The following is a 19,926-nucleotide window of genomic DNA, read 5'->3' as shown; positions in this document are numbered from 1 at the left end:
ATCGTGGGCGGCGTCGCTGGGTCAATCGGTGGCGGTCTGAGCCTGCGGCTCCGGCCGGTTTCGTCGGGCACGCGCATCATGATCGTTGCGTTGTTCGTAGGGCTGTTGGTGCTCACACGACTCGGAGGTGGCTGGATGTTCGCCGTCCCTCCTTTCGTGCTTGCGAGTTTTGCGGCAGCTTGCATCGGCTCGCATTTGCGGTACCGGGCCTTCGCTGACCCTACGAAACGCGCCGTTTGACCGGGTCCACAGAACGGGGATGTGTTGTGTTTGGAAGAGCAAAGCGTTCGGAGGTCGACGTGCCGAACGCTCCGGTGTGGAGTGCTGAGAGTGTTCAAGCGGAAGTGTCGGTGATCTCCACGAATCGCGGGAAGAGCAGGCCTGTCATCGAGATCACCTGCGCAGCGGGAGCCGCTTCATTTGCCGTCTCTGACATCGTGGCCCTCCTGGCGAAGAAGCGCCTCGTGGTCGAGTCGGTGACCGAAGAGCCCCTCCTGTATCTCTGTTGGCCAGAGGGTGCCGATCCGAAGTCTGCGGCAGCGCCCGTGATGGAGGGCATTGATGGTGACTCGATTGTCCTCGTCGAAGAATCTGAGTCCACGGACCCTGTCGCCGCACTGACGAGTTCCTCCAAAGAATCCTTTGTGGACTGGTTCGAAGCCATCGGAAAGCATGACTAGAAACTGACCAGTGCGCCGGCGAGCGGCGAGCCGATGAGCGCGGCTGCCGACGAGACTTGAACCGTCTTTCAATGGAGCGATCGTGCGGCACCATCGACGTGTAGAACGCAGCAAGCGATATGGCCGACGGACCGCAAGGCACATAAGAAGTACCCGTGGTCGTGTTCTTCGTGACCGCGCTAGCGCGATCGTCGTTCTCACGGGTGTCGTGGTGGTCCCTGTCCTGGCGTTCGGTGTCGGCCCGTGGGTATTAGGGCAGTATGACGATGAGCACCGCGTGAACGTTGTCTGTCGCGTCCGGTCTGTTGCTGCGGAAGTTCATTCGTCGAGGGGTGGTTCGCAGCCCCAAGTGAACTTCGACACCGACTGTGGGAATCTGCTTTGGGTTGGTGGGGATCGCTCGAACATGAACGATGTAGCGTCCGCAGTGAATGCGGGTGCCGAATACCGTTTCGAACTTGGCGCTGGCTCGTTCAAGCTACGGAAAATGCTCAAGGTCGTGAAAGTGGTCCCGACGATCTACCGCTACGCAGAGGTGCCCGCATAGCATGGAGACGGTTGGCGGATGAAGGGCGGAGTGCTGCTCTTGCGCGCGAGGGTGGAGCGATGGTTCTTGGCGCGACCGAGCCCTCTCGCCGCGTGTACGACACGCGGTAGTGAGCAGATCCAATCTGTGCCGTCATGTCTGCGATTCCACATGCGGCGCGCGGTCAGCGCCCGAAGACCCGCACGAAGTCGTTCCACTGCGCCGGCGCACGCTGCTCGAGCCATGCGCACAGTTCCGGGTAGGCCGCATCGATGGAGATGACGCTGATGACGCCGCGCTGCCCGTTCACCTTGATGTCCAGGCCGCCGAACCGGTTGGTGGTGGGACGGATGTGCTTGATCGCCGTCGGGTCGACGGTCCGTGCTGCGCGGAACATCGGGGTGACCACCAGCTGGGAGTCGTACGCCTCGACACGACGGCGCTTCTGCCCGACGCCGAGGTAGACGAACAGGATCCCGAACAGCACCATGGCGACAGCAGTGATGAGCATCCCGATCGCGTCAGGGTCGTCGAGCAGCGTGAGCGTGGCGAGGAAGAAGAACCCTCCCGCGACGATGAACACGATCCCGATGATGCGGAGCAGGAGGTAGTTCCACCGGCGTGCGCGGACGGTGAAGAGCACGCCGTACGCCTCGTCGCCGACGACGGTGGACGGTGGTCGCTTGCGATCGCTCCGGCGGACGAGCGCGCTGACGGCGGCCGGGATCGCGATCATCGCGATCAGCGCGATGAGGACCGGCGAGAGGTTGAGCGTCACCGATCTGTCCCCGGTCGTGCGTGCGGACGTCGTCGTTCGATGGGCCCGAAGCCCTGGTCCCCCTGGATCATGCGTGGAGAGTACCAGCGCGGTTGTGGACAGCGACCGCTCGACGCTCCGGATGCGATACGTTGTATGCCAGTCGGGGTCTGTGGCCCGAACGGGGGCGGCCAGGGCGGCCGATCCACGCGGACCCGACGTCATCGAGCAACTAGCATCGATGTGCTCGACGATTCTCTTGGGGGGAAGACCGTGATCAACCAGCGTGCCGGGAACACCGGAGCACGAAGCACCAGTCGCCGACTCGTGGGGGCGGTCGCCGTCACCGGTGTCGCCGCGCTGGTGCTCGCCGGGTGCACGTCCGACGACAAGCCGGTGGCTGACCCGTCGCGGATCCTGCAGACGGTCGACACGCGTCTGGCCGCGGACGGCTCGATCACGTCGATCTCCGACACCGCGATCTCCGTCGCGGGCAAGGACTCCTCGTCGGCGACGACCGACCACGACCCCGCGAAGGCGGCTGGTGACCTCCCGCTCCGCATCACGACGCAGTACTCGACGTCGAAGAAGACCGGTACCGACCTCGCCGACTTCGACGGGTACTCGGGCAGGATCGCGATCGACCTGACGATCGAGAACCTCACGGTCACGTCGAAGAACCTGACCTACGACGTCGCCGGCACCTCCCGCTCGACGCCGGCGCTCGTGGGCGCGCCCTTCAGCGTCGCCGCTTCGACCGTCCTCACCGGCACCGCGGCCGACCGCATCGTCACGGATGCCGCCGACTCCGGTTCGTCCACCGACGGCGTCGTCAGCACCAACGAGGACGGCGACGCGGTCGTCCAGTGGGGCCGCTTGCTGGCACCGCCGACGTCCGGCGCGAGCAGCACGCTGCACCTCGTCGCCGACGTCAAGGACTTCACGGCGCCCACGTTCGACGTCGCCGCGCAGCCCGGGCTGTCCACGGACCTGTCCTCGACCGGCGTGGTGAACGCGGCGTTCGGGTCCGACAGTGACTCCGAACTCGCGCTCCAGCGCCGCACCATCGACCTCATCTCGCAGGTGAACGAGGTGCTCGCACGAGCGGGCGGCACGATCACCGAGGTCCGGTCGAACCTCGAGACCACGTCGAAGACCCTCGGCGTCAGCACGGCCGAGCGACTCAAGGAGAGCAGCTCGTCCCTGGCAGGCACCATGCGGTCCCTGTCCGGCGAGCTCGGTTCCCTGAACGGCGATCTCAGCACGACCGTCAAGGCGACACAGTCCACCGTGCTGCAGCAGCTCCAGCAGACCACCACGAGTCTCGACGGCCTGCTCGGCGACACCTCGGCGACGGCGCCCGCTCCGGTCCTCGACGGGAACGGATGCGCGGCGACGCCCAAGACCTCGACCGCGGGCGGCAGCGTCTACGGCAACCTGCTCAGTGTCTCGTCGCAGCTCAAGGGCTACGCCGATGCGAGCGAGGCGTGCAAGCAGCAGGTGAGTGCGCAGCTCGCCGCTGCCGTCGGCCCCAAGGCCCCGGACGCGACGACCTGCGCCGCGACGGACGCGCGAGACTCGCTGACCTGCACGCTCTACGAGTCGTCCACCGCGATCAACGGTTCGCTGATCGGCCTGGTGAGCACCGGGCAGGCACTCGCCGCGCGGCTGCAGCCGGAGACGGTGGACGCCGCGATCGCGAGCGCTGCCGACCTTGACACGCAGCTCACCCGCATCTCCGACGCACTGGACGAGTACGAGAACGGTGGGGACGGCGGCACCGGTGACGCACTGCGCGCGCTGTCGACGAGCGCGGACCAGATCGGCACGCGAATCGACGCACTGGCGACGGCCGTGCAGACCACGCACGACCGTGCCGAGGCAGCACGTGACCTGGTCGACGGTGCAGGGTTCCCGCTGTCGATGCAGCGTCAGAACTCGGCGGTCGCGGACCAGCTCTGCGCCCTCGCGACGCTCGGACAGCTCGACCAGGCCGATGCTGATCGCCTCCGCGGCTACCTGACGGCCGAGCCCTGCGCCGGTGCGCCCGAGGGAACCGTGCTCCAGCCCGGCCTCGGGTTCACCGACCCGATGGACGAACGACTGGACGACCAGACGGCGCGCTGGCAGGAAGTCGTCGACTCGACCAGTGCCGACGCGACGACCGAGGGGTCCATCGGCAGCGCGGTCGCCGGCCTGCGGACCGATCTGACCGAGCTCGACGACAGCATCCGCGCTGTCCGTGATGCCGTCCGTGGTGGGAGCGACGACGTGGGTTCCACGATCGAGCGCCTTCGCGCAGCGGTCTCGGACGCCGACCGGTCGCAGACGGTCATCGCCACACAGCTCGGGACCGTCCGCCAGACGCAGATCGACCTCGCTGCGGAGGTCCAGAAGACCTTCGAGGACGCCTCCGACCAGTCGTCGGAGACCTTCAAGAAGGCCATCGACGCACAGGTGCGGAAGGTCTCGACCACGGCCTCCGAGAGCAACCAAGCCGTCCGCGACGCCTTCGACAAGTCGATCTCGGGCCTGCAGTCCACCGCTGACGAGGTCACGAAGGACTCGAAGGGCACGATCGACGAGCAGAAGAGCACGCTCGAGCAAGAGGGTTCGGAGCTCTCCTCCGCGGTCGACCGGCAGACGGCGTCCAGCCTCGAGCGCATCGCGGCCAGCACGAGCGCCTCGACGCGCGACGTGCAGGGTGCCTCGACGCTGCTGACCGGCGACCTCAACCGCGTGATGCTCGACCTGGGCGACCGCAAGGTCAACGGCTCCGGCATCCTCGGCGCCATGGCCACGAGCGCGGCGAAGTCCGACTCCGCCGACTACCAGCTCGCCCTGGCGTCGCAGAACGCCGCGGGCTACGCGAACGTCCGCGCCGAGGACGTCGCCGGCATCCTGCTCCAGCAGGAGCAGTTCCGTGCATCGCTCGATGCGGCGACGACGCTGCCAGCGTTCCAGCTGAAGGTCCCGGCCAGCGCGACGTCGACCACGCTGTACACCTTCCGGATCGGGGCCGACCGATGAGTGACCAGACGACCGAAGCAACTGCGACCGAGGGCGCTGACGGAACGCGTCCGCGCAGCCGCCGTCCGCTGCTCTTCGTCGGCATCGCGGTGCTCCTCGTGGCCGCGATCGTCGTCGCCGTCCTGACGTCCCGGGCGTTCGGCAGCAGCACCCCGGCCGAAGCGGTGTCGGCGACCGTGCCGGTGAAGATCACGGTGGCACACGTCCCGGCGAAGACGAAGATCGGCATCATCGTCACGCTCGGAGACGGCGAGGGGTCCGAGTGGAACGAAGCGGCGCAGGGCGCGCTGGTGGCGGAGCGTCGGCTCGCACTCGGTGGCACCGACGTCGCGCTCGTCACGAAGAACGACGGCGGGACCGCGGCCGGGGGCACGGCCGCGGTCGACGCCCTGGCGAAGAGCGGCGTCGCGGGCATCGTCGTCGCCTCGTCGGGCAGCCACGTGTCCGGCGCCCTCACGGCAGCTGCGGCGAAGGGGATCCCGGTCGTCCTGCCCTACGCACCGGCGGAGAAGGACTCCTGGTCGACGGCGCCGGCCGCTGACTCGATCAGCAAGGCGATGACGACGGCACTCGGCGACGCCGACGCTCCACTGCTGGTCGACCTGGGCGGCGGTGCTCCGGCGGGCCTGCGGGTGGCGCACGTCCTGGACGGTGACGACACCGCGGACACCGCAGCGCTCGCCACGACCATCGCCGAGCGCACCGGCGCGACGAGCAACGAGCAAGACGCGGACGCAGATGCCGACGCCGACGCGAAGACCCCGACGCCTGACTCCGACGCCGTCGTCGTCAGCGGCTCCGCGGAACGCCAGGGCGCCTTCGTCGCCGCGCTCCAGGCCGAGAACGTCACGGTGCCGGTCGTCCTCACGCCGGATGCGACGAGCCCGGCGTTCGGCGCCGCACTCGTCGAGGCCGGCGGAAGCCTGAGCGGTTCCTTCCGGACCGTCGGTGTCGCCACCGACGACGCCCGCGCGCTCGCCTCCGACGCCGGGGGCCGCGCGATGTCCGCCTTCCTCGGCGGAGTCCGGGTGCTCGCCGGCGACCAGGACGCCGAGAACCTGACCGGTGACCAGCCGTTCTCGGCGGTCGCGGGCGCAGCGGACTCGCGTAGCCACGACGCCGTCATCGCCCTGGTCCGCGCCGTCGGCACGGCGCGGAGCATCGAGCCGGCGGACGTCACCGACGCCCTCGCTGCGCTCGACATCGACGCCGATGCGGGCATCGCCGGTCCGGCGCTCGACTTCACGAAGCAGCAGGCACTCGGCGCACACGCGACAGTGCTCGCGGCGTCGGCACAGCAGCTCGGTCTCCGTCCGGCCAGCACCGCGTCCGGCGACGGCACCGGGAGCGGAACCGACGCTGCCCAGACCGCGTCGCTCGTCTGGTTCGACGACTCCAGCACGGACTGACCCACCCACGCACCGACCCGGAAGAGGAACGCGAGCATGCGCCTGTTGATCGAGCTCGACGACCGACGTGAAGCGGTCGAGGTCGACGGGTGGTCCGGCGCATCCTCACTCGGGGAGCTCGTGTCCGCGGCCGTCGGCCTCACACTCGAACCCGGCACCACCCTGGCGGTCGACGGGCACCGCACCAGCGTCGACACCCCGCTCCGTGACCTCGTGCTGCTCGAGGGCTCCCGCATCGGACGAACCCCCGACGAACGGCCGCTCAGTACCGACGGCTGGACCGTCACGCTCGCCGGCGGGCTCGAAGCCGGGCTCGTGGTGCCGGTCCCGCGCGGGCGGAAGCTCGTGGTCGGCCGGGCGCCGCAGGCCGACGTCGTGCTCCCCACCGAGAGCGCGTCGTGGGAGCACTGCACCGTCGAGCGCGAGGACGACGGTGTCCGGGTGCGTGATGCGGGATCGACGAACGGCACCGTCATCGCCGGGGAGCGCATCGATGCCGAGGGCGTCCTGCTCACCGGGACGACGAGCGTCATCGTGGGCGGGGCCGTGCTGCTCGTCCGGCCGGCGCTCGACGAGGTGCCCGTGCCCGCGGCCGGCTCGATGGCGAACCTGACCCCGGCGGCGACGGCACCGTTCAACCGCCCACCACGCGCCGGCCGGACCTCCGACGCCGAGACGGTCGTGCCGCCCGGACGCAAGGACGTGCCGCCGGCCTCGAAGTTCAGCTGGATCACCGTCGCCGCGCCCCTGGTGCTCGCCGGGGCGATGGTGCTCCTGCTCGGCGACGCGCGGTTCGCGCTGTTCGCCCTGCTCTCCCCGGTCACCGCGATCGGCATGTGGTTCGAGCAGAAGCACCGCCGCGCGAAGAACCTCAAAGAAGAGGACACCCGCTTCGCCGAGGCTGTGGAGTCCTTCCGCGGTGAGATCTCCGAGGCCGCGGCCGTCGAGGCCGCTCGCCGCCAGGAGCTCGTGCCCGACCCGGCGACCGTGGTGCGGCGAGCAGAACTGCCGACCACCCTGCTGTGGCAGCGTCGATCGGACGACGAGGACTTCCTGAGCCTGCACGCCGGCACCGGGGACGCTCCCTGGCGGCCCGAGGTCGATCAGCGTGCAACGTCCGCGAAGCTCGAGGACGAGGCGAAGGCCGCCATCGCCGACAGTCGCCTGACGGCCGCGCCGGTGGTGGCCGACCTGTCCGACGCCGGCGTCGTCGGGATCGTCGGCGATCGTCAGGGCGCCCTCGCCCTCGCGCGCAGCCTGCTCACGCAGGCCACCGTGCACTGCGGTCCCGCGGACCTGACGGTGGGCGTCTTCTGCGACGCGGGCCGTGCGGAGGACTGGGGGTGGGCCTCCTGGCTGCCGCACGCGCGTGTGGCGGGGAGCAGTACCGGCGCCCGCTGGATGTCAGCGCAGCGCGACCAGAGCGCGGCGATGCTCCGTGGCCTGCGGGAGTCGCTCGACGAGCTGCCGACGCCGAACCTGCTCGTCGTGGTCGACTCCGAGGTGCTCACCGAGGGACGGGATGCCCCTGCCCGCAACCTGCTCGGTCAGGGCCGCTCGGTGCCCGGGCAGTCCCTGCGCCCAGGGGAACGACCACACCGGGTGAGCGGGATCGTCATCGCGACGAACGAGCAGCAGCTGCCCGCCGCGTGCACGTCGATCATCACCGTGGGTGCGGACGCTGCAGCCACCGTGTACCGACCGGAGGACCGGACCCGTGTCGAGGACGTCGTGCTCGCCGGCCTCAGCGTCGAGACCGCTGAGCGCAGCGCGCGCAGCGTGGCGCACTTCGACGATCCCGAACTGCTCGTGCCGGGGGCGTCCTTGCCCGCGCTCGTCCGCCTGCCGGAGCTGTTGTCGGGCGACGGGATCCGCACGGCGTGGGACACGCGCACGGGCTTCTCGACCCCGATCGGCTCGTCGGAGAGCGGTGTGCTCGAGATCGACCTGGTGCGCGACGGCCCCCACGGCCTGGTCGGCGGAACGACGGGTTCGGGCAAGAGCGAGTTCCTGCGGTCGCTCGTCGCCGGGCTCGCTGCACGCAACGACCCGACGCGCCTCAACTTCCTGCTCGTCGACTTCAAGGGCGGGGCCGCGTTCGCCGCCTGCGAGCGACTGCCGCACACCATCGGCACGATCAGCAACCTCGACGAACAGCTCGCCGACCGTGCGATCCGGGCACTCGAAGCCGAACTCGAACGACGTCAGCGGGTGTTCGCGGCAGCCGGAGCCGACATCGACAACCTCGATGCCTACCTGGCGACGAAGCCGGTCGAGCCGATGCCGCGGCTGCTGCTGGTCGTCGACGAGTTCGCGATGCTCGCGAAGGACTTCCCGGACGTCCTGACGTCGCTCGTCAGCATCGCGGCCGTCGGCCGCACGCTCGGCGTCCACATGATCCTGGCGACCCAGCGGCCTGCTGGTGTGGTGAGCGAGGACATCCTCGCGAACACGAACATGCGGGTCGCCCTGCGGGTGCAGAGCCGTGAGGACTCGACGAACGTCATCGGTGTCCCCGCCGCAGCCGGGATCGGTCGACAGCAGACCGGTCGCGCCTACGTCAAGCTCGGGCAGGACGACATCACCCCGGTGCAGACCGCCCTCGTCACCGGCCGAGCCCGTGACGAGCGTGCCGAGCAGCCGGTCTCGGTCCGTCCGACCGACGTGTTCGGTGTCCCCGCGCCGATGCCGGCACCGGCGCCGACCGCCTCGGACGTCACCGACCTCGACCAGCTGATCGAGGCGATCGGGCAGGCCAACACGGCAGCCGGGTACGCCCCGCCGCGTCCGATCTGGCCCGAGGCGCTCGGCGACCGCGTCGAGCTGGCGGAGCTCACCGAGTCAGGCCCGGGCACCGACCTACGGTCCGGAACCGTCCCCGTCGCCCTGGCCGACGACCCCGACCACCAGCGTCAGGTCACCACCGGATGGGATCTGGACGAGGGCAACCTCATGCTCATGGGCATCCCGGGCAGCGGGACGAGCACCGCGCTCGCCACGATCGCGCTGCAGCTCGCCGCAGCGTCGAGCCCCGACGAGCTCGACCTGCTGGTGCTCGACATGGGTCCGGGGGACCTCGCTCCGCTCGCGCAGTTGCCGCACACGACGGCCTACGTCGGCTCCGGTGCGGGTGCGGGGGAGCTGCAGACGCGGTTCCTGCGGCACCTCCGCGTCGAGCTCGAGCGTCGTCGTGCGGCACCCGGTGGGCGCCGTGCCGTGGTGCTCATCGACGGCCTCGCCGCCCTGCGCGACGAGTACCAGGACTTCGAGGGGCAGCAGCTGCTCGATGCGCTCTACCGGGTGTACGCCGAGGGCCCCGCGCTCGGCATCTCCTTCGCGGTCTCGACGACGCGCGCGAAGGCCGTGCCGTCGGCGATGGACGAGGTCACCACGCAGAAGTGGATGTTCCGCCTCGCGGACCCCTACGACTACGCGTCCATCGGGGTTCGCCCCAAGGACGTCCCGCCGCCGGTGCCCGGCCGTTTCATCGACTCGACCATGCGGCTGCAGTCGCACGTCGCGACCCCGGACGTCCCGCTCGCCGAGGCCGTCACCCGGATCGCGGAGACCCGTCCGGGCAGCAGCCGGAAGGCGAGTGCCGTCGGTCGGCTGCCCGATGCCGTGCTCGTGGACGAGCTCGGCGCCGGTGCGGTGTTCGCGGGTGAGCCCTGGCGGATCCCGATCGGCATCGCGGAGGACGACCTGCAGCCGGCGTCGGTCGAGGTCTACGACGGCGAGCACGTGCTGATCGCCGGCCCGGCCCGGTCCGGCAAGTCGAGCGTGCTCCTCGCCGTCGCCGAGCTCGCGCGGACGGCCGAGGGCGTGCGTCCGGCCGTGTGGGCGATCTGTGACCGCCGTTCCCCGCTCGCCTCCGGTTCCTTCGACCGCATCGCCGTCGGCCCTGACGAGGTCCCGGCCCTGTTGGCCGGGCTCCGGCTCGAACGCGGTCCGGTGCTGCTGTTGATCGACGACGCGGAGCGGTTCGAGGACGGCGACCAGGCCATCGCGACGCTGCTCACGACCGAGCGCCCCGGACTGTGCGTCGTGGCGGCCGGCCGGTCCGCTGACCTCCGGTCGCTGTACAGCCACTGGACCCGTTCGGTCCGGAAGTCACGGTGTGGTGTGCTGCTGCAGCCGGACGTCGACTACGACGGCGAGCTCCTCGGCGTCACGCTGCCGCGTCGCGCGCCCGTCGCGCTGACCGTCGGCCGCGGCTACGCCGCATCGGGAGGGGCCGTCCGTCTCGTGCAGACCGCGTCCGCCGGCAGCTGACGGCGACGCCGAGACCGTCGGCCGGGAGGCCCGTGGCCGTGCCCGCCACGGGCCTCCCGTCCGCCACCTGGTCGCGTGGACAGCGCGCTCAGTCGCGCGTCGTGATCCCGAAGGGCGAGCTCTCGAGGTTCGTGAAGTTCCCCACCGTCGCCCGCACCGTGCACGACGGCGCGACCGACAGGGCCGTGACGACCAGCCCGTCGGACGACACCGCCAGTGCCCCCGAGCAGCCGTCGGCGAACCGCACGCCGGACTCCCCGCCGGCCACGTCGACGAGCATCTGCGACGGGCGTCCCGTGGCGGGACTGCGGTAGAGCGGGTTGAGCTCGTCGGCACCGTTCGGCCACACCGGTACCAGGGTGACCGGCAGGGCCGTCTGACTGACCGTGCGGTCGGGCGTCCGGACCTCGATGCCCTGCAACCGCTGCACCGGGTAGGCGGTCCCGCGCACCGAGTCGTCGGTCACGGCAGCTGTGGTCGCCTCGCCGACGCCGTCGAGCCACGTCTGCAGCGCCGCGCCGTCCGTGACGGAGGCGAGCGGCACCGAGGCCTCGACCGTGACGTCGCCGCCGGCGGGGACCTCGACGCCGGACAGGGCCCAGGCGCACGCGGTGTCGACACCCGTCAGTGAGGGCTGGTTGCGCTTCGCCGAGATGCCCTCGCCGGTCCAGGTGACGGCGGGGCACGAGGCACCCGAGCGGGCACCGGGGACGACTTCGAGGAACGGACCGGTCAGGGCCGACGCTTGCGCTGCGTACGTGACGCGAAGGTCCACGGTGCCCTTCGCGGGGTCGATGGTCGCGCGGCGGGTGGTGGCGAGACCCGTGGGCAGTGGGCGGTCCTGCTGGTAGGCGTTGGCGGCCTGTGCGGTCGCGGTGCCGGCGCCCGGCGTCTTCCGCAGCGCACCGGGCAGCCAGACGACCCCGCCGACGACGAGCGCGGCCACGAGCACGACGCCCACACCGCCGAACAGGAGCGCACGGTTCGTCAGCCACTCGGGGCGGGTGAACCGACGCGCCGGTGCGGGCTCGGCAGCGGGCGCGGCCGGGGGCGGCTGTCGTGCCATCGGCCGGATGACGGTCTGGGAACCGGCGGGGCCGAGTTCCGGCGCCGGGCCGACCACGGCTTCGTCCTCGGGCGTCCCGGTGTCGCCCCGGTCGGCGTCGTGCTCCGGGCGGACCCCACGGACCACGGTGGCGGGCCGCTCGACCTCGTCGAACGCGTCCGGGTCGCTCGTCGCGGCCAGCGCGGGGGCCGCGGCGAGGGACCGGGCGAGCCGGCGCAGGGTCGCCGCGGCGTCCGCTGCTGCAGGACGGCTGTTCGGGTCCTTCGTCAGCAGAGCGGACACCGCAGACCACAGCGCATCGGGCACGTCGAGCGGCGGTGGGTTCGACGTGACGTGCCGGTACGCCACGGCGAAGTCCGTGCCCGGTCCGGCGAAGGGTGTGCGACCGGAGAGCAGCTCGTAGAGCATGACCCCGGCGCCGTAGACGTCCGCAGCGGGACCCGCGCGGCCGTGGCTGATCGACTCTGGGGCCATGTACTGCGGCGTGCCGAGGAGCCCGGTGGTGGTGCGCTCGCGCTCGGCGACGACGGACGCGATGCCGAAGTCGGTGACCCGGACGTCGCCGGTCGCACCGGGGACCCACGGGGTCTGGAGCAGCACGTTGTCGGGCTTGACGTCGCGGTGGGTCACGTCGCGCTCGTGCGCCGCCGCGAGGGCGTCGAGGGTCTCAGCGGTGATGGTCAGTGCGTCCCGTGGTGCCAGCGGACCGTTCGATGCGAGCAGATCGCGCGCGGACCCACCCGGCACCAGGTCCATGACGATCGCGAGCCGGTCGCCCTCGACGACCAGGTCGCGGACACGCACGATGGACGGGTGCTGCAGGGCGAGGAGCACCGAGCGCTCGCGGACGAAGCGTTCGACGATCTGCGGGTCGGCCGCGAGCTCGGCACGGAGGAGCTTCGCAGCGACGTGCTCGCCGGTCGCGGTGTGCTCGGTGCGCCAGACCTCGCCGGTGGCACCGGTCCCGAGCAGCTCGACCAACCGGTACGACGCACCGAGCGGTTCACCCTGACCGTACTGCGCCACCGCGTCCCCGACTTCCCGATTCCCCCACTGGCCGACCCCTCGCCGACCACGCAATGTTACCGGCCGGTCGGAGCCTCCGCGTGCTCCGGCGCGGCGTACTGCACGTCGATCGCGTGCTGCGTGAACCCGGACCGCCGGTACAGCGCGAGCGCCGGCTCGTTGTCCCCCTCGACGTACAGTGCGGCGGCGCTCAGCCCCCGGCCGCTGAGCCGAGCGGTGCCCGCGCGCATGAGCACCCCGCCGAGCCGCTGCCCCTGCAGGTCGGGCCGGACGGCGACGGCGTAGAACTCGCCGATGCCGTCCTCGACCTTGAGCCAGCACGAGCCGGCGAGCTGCCCGGAGGCGTCGCGGAGCAGCAGCAGGTCGTCGCCGGAGAACCAGGCGTCCGACTCGCGGGCGTGCAGGTCGTCGAGCGTCATCCGCCCCTGCTCGGGGTGGTGCGCGAAGGCCGCGGCGTTCAGGGTGAGCCAGTCGGCCTCGTCCTCGGTGCAGGGTCGGAACGCGGACAGGCTGTACCCGGCCGGCACGTCGACGGACGGGGCGTCGGCCTCGTCGATCGGCGCTCGGAGCTGCAGCAGGGTCCGGACGGCGCGCCAGCCGAACCGATCGGCCAGTGCCCGCGCTGCCGGGTGGTCCCCGTGTGCCCAGGCGAGCACGGGAGCGGCCCCGCCGCCCAGCGCGAGCGCCTGCGTGACGAGGGCGGTCCCGGTGCCGTGCCCACGGGCCTCCCGGTCGACGACGAGTTCCAGCTCGGCGTCCCGGACCACGGCGACCCCGTCGTCGGCCTCGAGGACCGTCGCGCGCCCCGCGCGGACGTCGACCAGGGTCTGGTCGGAGAACGGCGGCGCCTCGCCGGGGGCGACGAACCGTGCGAGGTCCGGCACTACTGGCCCATCAGGCGCTCGGCCTCGTCGTCGTAGACGTTGAAGCGGTACCCGACGTTGCGGACCGTGCCGATGAGCGACTCGAGGTCGCCGAGCTTCGCGCGGAGTCGACGGACGTGCACGTCGACCGTTCGGGTGCCACCGAAGTAGTCGTAGCCCCAGACCTCGCTGAGCAGCTGCTCGCGGGTGAAGACGCGCGACGGGTGCGTGGCGAAGAAGCGGAGGAGCTCGAACTCCTTGAACGTCAGGTCGAGCGGTCGGCCGCGGACCTTCGCCGAGTAGCTCGCCTCGTCGATGACGACACCGGAGGCCTGGATCTTCGAGCTGGACTGCCCCTTGGCCGCACGGCCCGCGGACAGCCGGATGCGGGCGTCGATCTCGGCGGGGCCGGCGCTCTCGAGCACCACGTCGTCGACGTTCCAGTCGCTGTTGACGGCGGTGAGCCCGCCCTCGGTGACCACGAGCACGATGGGCGTCGTCGACCCGGACGAGGCGAGGATCTTGCACAGGGCCTTCGCACTGACCAGGTCGGTGCGGGCGTCCACGAACATGAGGTCGCTCTGCGGCGCGTTGACCAGCTGCGCGGCCTCGGCCGGCACGTGACGGATCCTGTGGCTCAGGAGACCCAGGCTCGGCAGGACGTCGCCGGGCGCGGTCGAGGTGAGTACCAGGAGCTGTGCCACAGGACCTCCGCAGGTGGATGACGTCGTGGACACATCCTAGTGATGCTCGGGAAGTCCTCATCCGGCCGGACGGTTTGCGCGGGAACCCGCAAGCGCGCACGCAGTGCACCGCGGCGCTGCACGGCCGCGCTGCGCCTGCGCGCCGGGCGCGACCCCTGTCATGATGGAACGCGTGACCCAGCCAGTGCAGCCCACCGACCAGCGGCGTCTCACGCTGACGTCCGTCCTGCCGGTCTGGATCCTGGCCGTCGTCGGGGCGGTGCTCGTCCTGACGCTCGCCGAGCGCGACTCCTTCGCTTGGCTGCTGCTCGTGTTCGTCGCCTGCGTGATGGTGAGCTTCGTGCTCCAGCTCATCACCGCGACGAAGGACGGACTGGTCGAGCGGATCAGCATCGCGTCCTCCGGTGCCTTCGTCGTGGTGCTCGTCACCGCGGTGGTGCTCCTGGCGCGTTGAGCCGAGCCGCGTAGACTCCGGGGCATGGATTCGCTGCTTGCGCTCGAGCTGTTCTACGTGGGCCTCCTCGGCCTGGCGTCGCTCGCGATCGCGTTCATCTCGGTGGTCGTCGTCGTGAAGCTGTTCAAGGGTCAGCGTTGATCGAGCTCCCCGAGGGCCTGGCGCCCGAACTGGTCCCGTTGTCGTGGCTCGTCGGCGTCTGGGAGGGCACCGGCGTCGTGGAGTACCCCGTCGGTGACGAAGAAGCACCCCGTACCTACGAGTTCGGCCAGCGCGTGAGCTTCAGCCACGACGGCCTGCCGTACCTCAACTACTCGTCCACCACGTGGCTGCTCGACGACGACCACACCCCGCTCGCCGCCGAGATGGGCTACTGGCGGATCGACCGTCCGACCGAACCCGGTGACCGCGGCCCCGCGATGCTCCTGGGCGAGGGGCCGACCCCGTTCAGCACCGTCGAGAGCGTCGAGGCGCTGCGCAACACCACGGACGGCTTCGACGTCGAAGCCGCGATCGTCCACCCGACGGGTGTCAACGAGCTCTACGTCGGCCGGGTGCTCAAGGGCCGGATCGACCTGGCCACCGACGCCGTGATGCGCTCGCCGAACGCGAAGGACTACTCCGCCGCGACCCGCCTGTACGGCCTGGTCGAGGGCAAGCTCTTCTGGGCGTGGGACATCGCCGCGCTCGGTCGCGAACTCACCTCGCACGCCTCGGGGCAGCTCGCGAAGGTCGACTGATGTCGGCGTTCGCGGTGCGCGACGGGTTCGTCGCGTCATCTGGTGCGCTCGGCGCACCCGCCGCACACTTCGGCAACCCCATCGGTGAGCAGCGGCTGCTCGAACGTGGCTCGGCCGTCGTCGAGCTCGGCCTCGGCGTCGTCACCGTCGCCGGACCGGACCGCCTGTCGTGGCTCAACTCGATCACCTCGCAGCAGCTGACCGGCCTGCCGACCGGCGTCAGCACCGAGACCCTCGTGCTCGACCAGTCCGGCCGCGTCGAGCACGCCGCCCGCGTGGTCGACGACGGTTCGGTCGCGTGGCTCCTCACCGAGCCCCAGGACGCGGCACCGCTCGCCGCCTGGCTCGACTCGATGCGCTTCATGCTCCGGGTCGAGGTCGCGGACCGCAGTGCCGACTTCGTCACCGTCGGGTCCTTCACCGACGCCGGTGCCGTCGCCGACGCGGTCGTCGAGTGGGTCGACCCATGGGCGGCCGTCACGCCCGGTGGGTGGAGCTACGCCAGCCTGGAGGCTCACCCCGGCTCCGACTGGACCCTCCGGATCGCGGTGCTCACGCCGGGGGCCGCGACCGGTCTGGCAGCGTCCGACCGGCCCGTCGCCGGGCTGCTGGCGTTCGAGGCACTGCGGATCGCCGCCTGGCGCCCGACACTGTCCGACGCCGACGAGCGCACCATCCCGCACGAGCTCGACTGGCTCCGCTCCGCCGTGCACCTGACGAAGGGCTGCTACCGCGGGCAGGAGACCGTCGCGAAGGTGCACAACCTGGGCCACCCGCCGCGTCGGATCGTGCAGCTGCACCTCGACGGCTCCGACGCGGTCCTGCCGGCGCCGGGGACTCCCGTGGTGCTCGGCGACAAGGAAGTCGGACGGCTGGCAGCCTCGGCGGTTCACCACGAACTCGGGCCGATCGGTCTCGCTGTGGTCAAACGCTCCCTCGACCCCACCGCGACCCTGACGCTCACCGCCGACGACGTCGTGGTGACGGCGGCGCAGGAGACCATCGTCCCGCCGGAGGCCGGCGCCACGGCGAACGTCCCGCGGCTGCCCCGGCTCGGAGCCGTCAAGCGCTCCTAGGGGTCGTCGCCGTCGCCTGATGCGTGCGCAGGTTCCGACAGTCCACGAGTCGATCGACTGGTGTTCTGTCGGGTGATGCGCATGCATCGTGTGCGTGTGCATCTTCCGACAGCGCACGCGGCGATCGACTCGTGGATCGTCGCGAATGCGTCGGCGGGTCGCCGGGTCGCCGGGTCGTCGTCAGGCGGGCTCGACCGCGGACCACGGCACGCTGAGCTCGCCGAGCCGCCACCGCGTCGGCCCGTGCAGGACCGGCCACCCGCGGTCGCGCATTCCCCGCACCGTGGCGATCCACCGCTGCCGAGGCCCGTACGTACCGAGCGGAGCCGCGACAGCCCACGACAGGTCGAGGTCGCGCAGGAACGCGTGCACCCGCTCGCCGGGCACGTTCCGGTGGATCAGGGCCTTCGGCAGCCGTTCCGCCACGATGCTCGGTACGTCGAGCCCGGCGAGCCGGAGCGACACCGTGAACGTGTGCGGCGCGACGTCGTCGAGCGTCACCCACGAGGCCACCCGGCCGACCTCGTTGCAGGTCCCCTCGACGAGTGCTCCGCCGGGCTGCAGGCGGTCCTGCATGATCCGCCACGACGCCACCACGGCGGACTCGTCGTACTGCCGCAGCACGTTGAACGCCCGGATCACGGCCGGTCGGCGCTGTCCGGGCGTGGGGGTCTCGAAGCCGCCGAGCCGGAACGTCACGCCGTCGCGGGTGCCGGCGTTCGCGAACGCCACGCGTGCCGGTTCGATCTCGATGCCGGTGACCTCGACGTCCGGGCGCACCAGGGACAGACGGTCGCGCAGCTCCAGCGTCGTCGTGGGCGAGGCCCCGTAGCCGACGTCGGCGACCAGCGGGTCGTCGCCCCTGCGGAGCGCGGGCAACGACGCGATCCACCGGTCGACACGACGGAGCCGGTTGTACCCGGTCGTCCCGCGCGTCACGTTCCCGATGGGCATGCCGTCAAGGGTACGGGCCTGCTGACGCTCGGTAGACTCGGCAGCATGACCTCCACGCTCGTCCTGCTCCGTCACGGAAACAGTGACTGGAACCAGAAGAACCTGTTCACCGGTTGGGTCGACGTCCGGCTCAGCGAGCTGGGCGAGAAGGAGGCGAAGCGCGCCGGCGACCTCATCGCCGAGTCGGGCATCGTCCCCGACGTCCTGTACACCTCGCTCCTCACCCGTGCGATCCAGACGGCCGACATCGCGCTGCTCCAGGCCGACCTGGCGTGGCTGCCGGTCAAGCGCGACTGGCGCCTCAACGAGCGCCACTACGGCGACCTGCAGGGCAAGGACAAGGCCCAGACGCTGGCCGAGTACGGCGAGCAGCAGTTCATGGAGTGGCGCCGTTCGTTCGACGTCCCGCCGCCCCCCATCGCCGACGGCGCCGAGTGGTCGCAGGCCGGCGACCGTCGCTACGCCGACCTCGGCGACGAGCTGCCCCGCACCGAGTCGCTCAAGCTCGTGATCGACCGCCTGCTGCCCTACTGGGAATCCGACATCACGAAGGACCTGGGCGAGGGCAAGACCGTGCTGGTCACCGCGCACGGCAACTCGCTCCGCGCGCTCGTGAAGCACCTCGACGACATCTCCGACGACGACATCGCCGGGCTGAACATCCCGACGGGCATCCCGCTGGTGTACGAGCTCGACGACGACTTCCGTCCGACGAAGCCGGCGTACTACCTCGACCCCGAGGCCGCTGCCGCCGGCGCTGCCGCCGTGGCCGCCCAGGGCGCCAAGAAGTAGCTCGACACACACGAACGCCCCGTCCGGAGTCCGGGCGGGGCGTTCGTCGTGCGGCCGGGTGCGTTCGCGAAAGCGACAGTGTGCCGCGAACGTTCCGCCGACTTCTGTCGCTCTGCCGGGAGGAACGGATCACCGCATCGGCGACGTGTCGCTTCCGCAGGGCGGTCGGCTCCCCGGGCCGTGGCCGGTCAGACGAAGTGCGACGCGATCTCCTGCACGAGGGCCCCGACGTCGTAGGGCTTCGTCGTGTCGACGCGGACGACGGGGAGCAGCCCGGTCGGTCCCGCGGTGGGACCGAGAGTGTCCCAGGCGTCGATGATCGACGCCAGGTCGCCGTGGACCTCGTGCCGGAGCGGAGCGTCCGGCTCGTAGCGGTCACGCAGGCGTTCGTCGGCCGTGGCGCGGTCGACGTGGCACCAGACCTCGACGGCACGGGGCGAACCGGCCGTCAGGAGTCCGGCGGTCAGGAAGTCCCGGCTCTCCGGCGTGACCCAGACGGCGTCCAGGACGACGCCGTTCTCGACCGCGCCGGCCATCGCCCACACGGTGTCCATCGCGATCCCGCCGAGCGGACGCGACGCGATCATCGGGCCGACGATGTCGGCGAGGGGCTCCTTGATGCGGTCCTTCGACAGGAACGGGCAGCCGAGCACCTCGGCCAGCGCCGCGCCGATCGTGCTCTTGCCGGAACCGGGCATGCCGTTGACGATGATCGCGACCTGGGCCATGTCACGATCCTCGCAGAATCGAGCGGCCCGGGCGGACCGACGCCGGTCAGACCGCGGCGGTCGAGGTGGACGCGCCGGTCCAGTCGCCGGTCGCCAGGTACTCGACCTTCTTCGCGATGGAGACCGCGTGGTCGGCGAAGCGCTCGTGGTAGCGCGAGGCCAGGGTGGCGTCGACGGTGTCGATCGGCCCGCCCTTCCAGGCCTCGCCGAGCACGAAGTCGAACACGCTCGCGTGCAGTTCGTCGACGGCGTCGTCCTCGTCGCGGATCTCCGCAGCCAGGGCGATGTCCTCGGTCGCGAGCAGCCGCGTGAGCTTCTGCGCCATCGCGACGTCGTGCTTGCCCATCTCCTTGAAGGTGCCGCGGAGACCCTTCGGCACGACCTTCTCGGGGAAGCGCTGACGGGCGAGCTGCGCGATGTGCTCGGCCATGTCACCCATGCGCTCGAGTGAGGAGCTCACGCGCAGGGCGGTGACGACGACCCGCAGGTCGCGGGCGACCGGTGCCTGGCGGGCCAGGATGTCGATGGCGATCTCGTCGAGGCTGTTGGCGGCCTCGTCGATCTTCTGGTCGTCGGCGATCACCTCCTCGGCGAGGGCGACGTCGGAGTCGCTGAAGGCCTGGGTGGCCCGGGTGATGGCGGACTCGACGAGTCCGGCGATCTCGGTCAGTCGCTCCTGGACGTCCTGGAGTTCCTGCTGGAAGACTTCGCGCATGGGGGAGTACCTCTCTCTGCGTACCGGACGAGTGTCGTCAGCCCAGGTGAACGAACGGTGACGTGGGGCTGAACGCTTCGTGTTCCGGCCTTCCGGGGCGGGTGAACGGTACCGGAACCCCGCGTGACCATCCC

Annotated in this window: 16 protein-coding genes; 9 read left to right on the top strand and 7 right to left on the bottom strand. The window is 70.9% G+C overall.

The window, feature by feature from the left end; all coding sequences use genetic code 11:
- The first annotated feature begins 299 nt into the window (after positions 1-299).
- Entirely contained in the window at positions 300-680 is a 381-nt protein-coding gene (locus tag ACXKZB_RS16995) for a hypothetical protein (RefSeq protein WP_488823936.1), read from the top strand.
- A 349-nt stretch (positions 681-1,029) separates the two neighbouring features.
- Complete coding sequence (locus ACXKZB_RS16990) at positions 1,030-1,227, top strand: hypothetical protein (RefSeq protein ID WP_488823935.1); 198 nt, start codon at positions 1,030-1,032, stop codon at positions 1,225-1,227.
- Between the two features lie 163 nt (positions 1,228-1,390).
- Here the strand turns inward: ACXKZB_RS16990 and ACXKZB_RS16985 are convergent, their stop codons facing one another.
- The gene (locus tag ACXKZB_RS16985) at positions 1,391-1,984 is read right to left on the bottom strand and encodes a hypothetical protein (RefSeq protein ID WP_488823934.1); all 594 of its coding nucleotides are present in this window, start codon (positions 1,982-1,984) and stop codon (positions 1,391-1,393) included.
- A 252-nt stretch (positions 1,985-2,236) separates the two neighbouring features.
- Here ACXKZB_RS16985 and ACXKZB_RS16980 point away from each other — a divergent pair, with 252 nt between their 5' ends.
- The 3 genes from ACXKZB_RS16980 to ACXKZB_RS16970 are packed head-to-tail and all read left to right on the top strand — an operon-like array spanning position 2,237 to position 10,674.
- On the top strand, positions 2,237-4,993 hold the full coding sequence (locus tag ACXKZB_RS16980) for a hypothetical protein (RefSeq protein WP_488823933.1): 2,757 nt from the start codon (positions 2,237-2,239) through the stop codon (positions 4,991-4,993).
- Complete coding sequence (locus ACXKZB_RS16975) at positions 4,990-6,402, top strand: hypothetical protein (RefSeq protein WP_488823932.1); 1,413 nt, start codon at positions 4,990-4,992, stop codon at positions 6,400-6,402. Before ACXKZB_RS16980 ends, ACXKZB_RS16975 begins: the two co-directional genes overlap by 4 nt.
- 36 nt (positions 6,403-6,438) lie before the next feature.
- Complete coding sequence (locus ACXKZB_RS16970; protein WP_488823931.1) at positions 6,439-10,674, top strand: type VII secretion EssC family protein; 4,236 nt, start codon at positions 6,439-6,441, stop codon at positions 10,672-10,674.
- A gap of 88 nt (positions 10,675-10,762) precedes the next feature.
- Here the strand turns inward: ACXKZB_RS16970 and ACXKZB_RS16965 are convergent, their stop codons facing one another.
- The 3 genes from ACXKZB_RS16965 to ACXKZB_RS16955 are packed head-to-tail and all read right to left on the bottom strand — an operon-like array spanning position 10,763 to position 14,333.
- Positions 10,763-12,766 (bottom strand): serine/threonine-protein kinase, encoded by a 2,004-nt coding sequence (locus ACXKZB_RS16965; protein ID WP_488823930.1) that lies wholly within the window; start codon positions 12,764-12,766, stop codon positions 10,763-10,765.
- Positions 12,767-12,822: 56 nt separating this feature from the next.
- The gene (gene mshD / locus ACXKZB_RS16960) at positions 12,823-13,650 is read right to left on the bottom strand and encodes a mycothiol synthase (RefSeq protein WP_488823929.1); all 828 of its coding nucleotides are present in this window, start codon (positions 13,648-13,650) and stop codon (positions 12,823-12,825) included.
- Positions 13,650-14,333, bottom strand: a complete 684-nt coding sequence (locus ACXKZB_RS16955) for a response regulator transcription factor (protein WP_111085255.1) — start codon at positions 14,331-14,333, stop codon at positions 13,650-13,652. The genes mshD and ACXKZB_RS16955 overlap by 1 nt, the downstream gene beginning before the upstream one ends.
- 172 nt (positions 14,334-14,505) lie before the next feature.
- On the opposite strand from ACXKZB_RS16955, the gene ACXKZB_RS16950 reads away from it, so the two are divergent.
- From ACXKZB_RS16950 to ygfZ, 3 genes are all read left to right on the top strand, one after another.
- Complete coding sequence (locus ACXKZB_RS16950; protein WP_488823928.1) at positions 14,506-14,787, top strand: hypothetical protein; 282 nt, start codon at positions 14,506-14,508, stop codon at positions 14,785-14,787.
- A 137-nt stretch (positions 14,788-14,924) separates the two neighbouring features.
- On the top strand, positions 14,925-15,527 hold the full coding sequence (locus tag ACXKZB_RS16945; RefSeq protein WP_111085252.1) for a heme-binding beta-barrel domain-containing protein: 603 nt from the start codon (positions 14,925-14,927) through the stop codon (positions 15,525-15,527).
- The gene (ygfZ, locus tag ACXKZB_RS16940; protein WP_488823927.1) at positions 15,527-16,603 is read left to right on the top strand and encodes a CAF17-like 4Fe-4S cluster assembly/insertion protein YgfZ; all 1,077 of its coding nucleotides are present in this window, start codon (positions 15,527-15,529) and stop codon (positions 16,601-16,603) included. The genes ACXKZB_RS16945 and ygfZ overlap by 1 nt, the downstream gene beginning before the upstream one ends.
- 180 nt (positions 16,604-16,783) lie before the next feature.
- Here ygfZ and ACXKZB_RS16935 read toward each other — a convergent pair whose 3' ends face one another.
- Positions 16,784-17,557 carry a class I SAM-dependent methyltransferase gene (locus ACXKZB_RS16935; protein ID WP_488823926.1) on the bottom strand — a complete coding sequence of 258 codons (774 nt, stop codon included), beginning with the start codon at positions 17,555-17,557 and terminating at the stop codon, positions 16,784-16,786.
- Positions 17,558-17,602: 45 nt separating this feature from the next.
- Here ACXKZB_RS16935 and ACXKZB_RS16930 point away from each other — a divergent pair, with 45 nt between their 5' ends.
- The gene (locus ACXKZB_RS16930) at positions 17,603-18,349 is read left to right on the top strand and encodes a phosphoglyceromutase (protein WP_222658679.1); all 747 of its coding nucleotides are present in this window, start codon (positions 17,603-17,605) and stop codon (positions 18,347-18,349) included.
- A 188-nt stretch (positions 18,350-18,537) separates the two neighbouring features.
- Here ACXKZB_RS16930 and ACXKZB_RS16925 read toward each other — a convergent pair whose 3' ends face one another.
- Together ACXKZB_RS16925 and phoU are read right to left on the bottom strand one after the other, a co-directional pair.
- Positions 18,538-19,077 carry a P-loop nucleotide/nucleoside kinase family protein gene (locus tag ACXKZB_RS16925; protein ID WP_488823925.1) on the bottom strand — a complete coding sequence of 180 codons (540 nt, stop codon included), beginning with the start codon at positions 19,075-19,077 and terminating at the stop codon, positions 18,538-18,540.
- A 46-nt stretch (positions 19,078-19,123) separates the two neighbouring features.
- Entirely contained in the window at positions 19,124-19,792 is a 669-nt protein-coding gene (gene phoU, locus ACXKZB_RS16920) for a phosphate signaling complex protein PhoU (RefSeq protein ID WP_488823924.1), read from the bottom strand.
- Positions 19,793-19,926 lie beyond the last annotated feature (134 nt).

This window comes from Curtobacterium sp. ABR8 (assembly GCF_057812125.1).
The sequence above is the reverse complement of the archived record's forward strand: the minus strand, read 5'-3'. Positions and strand labels throughout refer to the sequence as shown.

Coding starts and splice junctions, on each gene's coding strand:
- ACXKZB_RS16925 (WP_488823925.1), bottom strand. CDS start 19,077: ATGGCCCAGGTCGCGATCATCGTCAACGGCATGCCCGGTTCCGGCAAG.
- ACXKZB_RS16975 (WP_488823932.1), top strand. CDS start 4,990: ATGAGTGACCAGACGACCGAAGCAACTGCGACCGAGGGCGCTGACGGA.
- ygfZ (WP_488823927.1), top strand. CDS start 15,527: ATGTCGGCGTTCGCGGTGCGCGACGGGTTCGTCGCGTCATCTGGTGCG.
- phoU (WP_488823924.1), bottom strand. CDS start 19,792: ATGCGCGAAGTCTTCCAGCAGGAACTCCAGGACGTCCAGGAGCGACTG.
- ACXKZB_RS16930 (WP_222658679.1), top strand. CDS start 17,603: ATGACCTCCACGCTCGTCCTGCTCCGTCACGGAAACAGTGACTGGAAC.
- ACXKZB_RS16935 (WP_488823926.1), bottom strand. CDS start 17,557: ATGCCCATCGGGAACGTGACGCGCGGGACGACCGGGTACAACCGGCTC.
- ACXKZB_RS16970 (WP_488823931.1), top strand. CDS start 6,439: ATGCGCCTGTTGATCGAGCTCGACGACCGACGTGAAGCGGTCGAGGTC.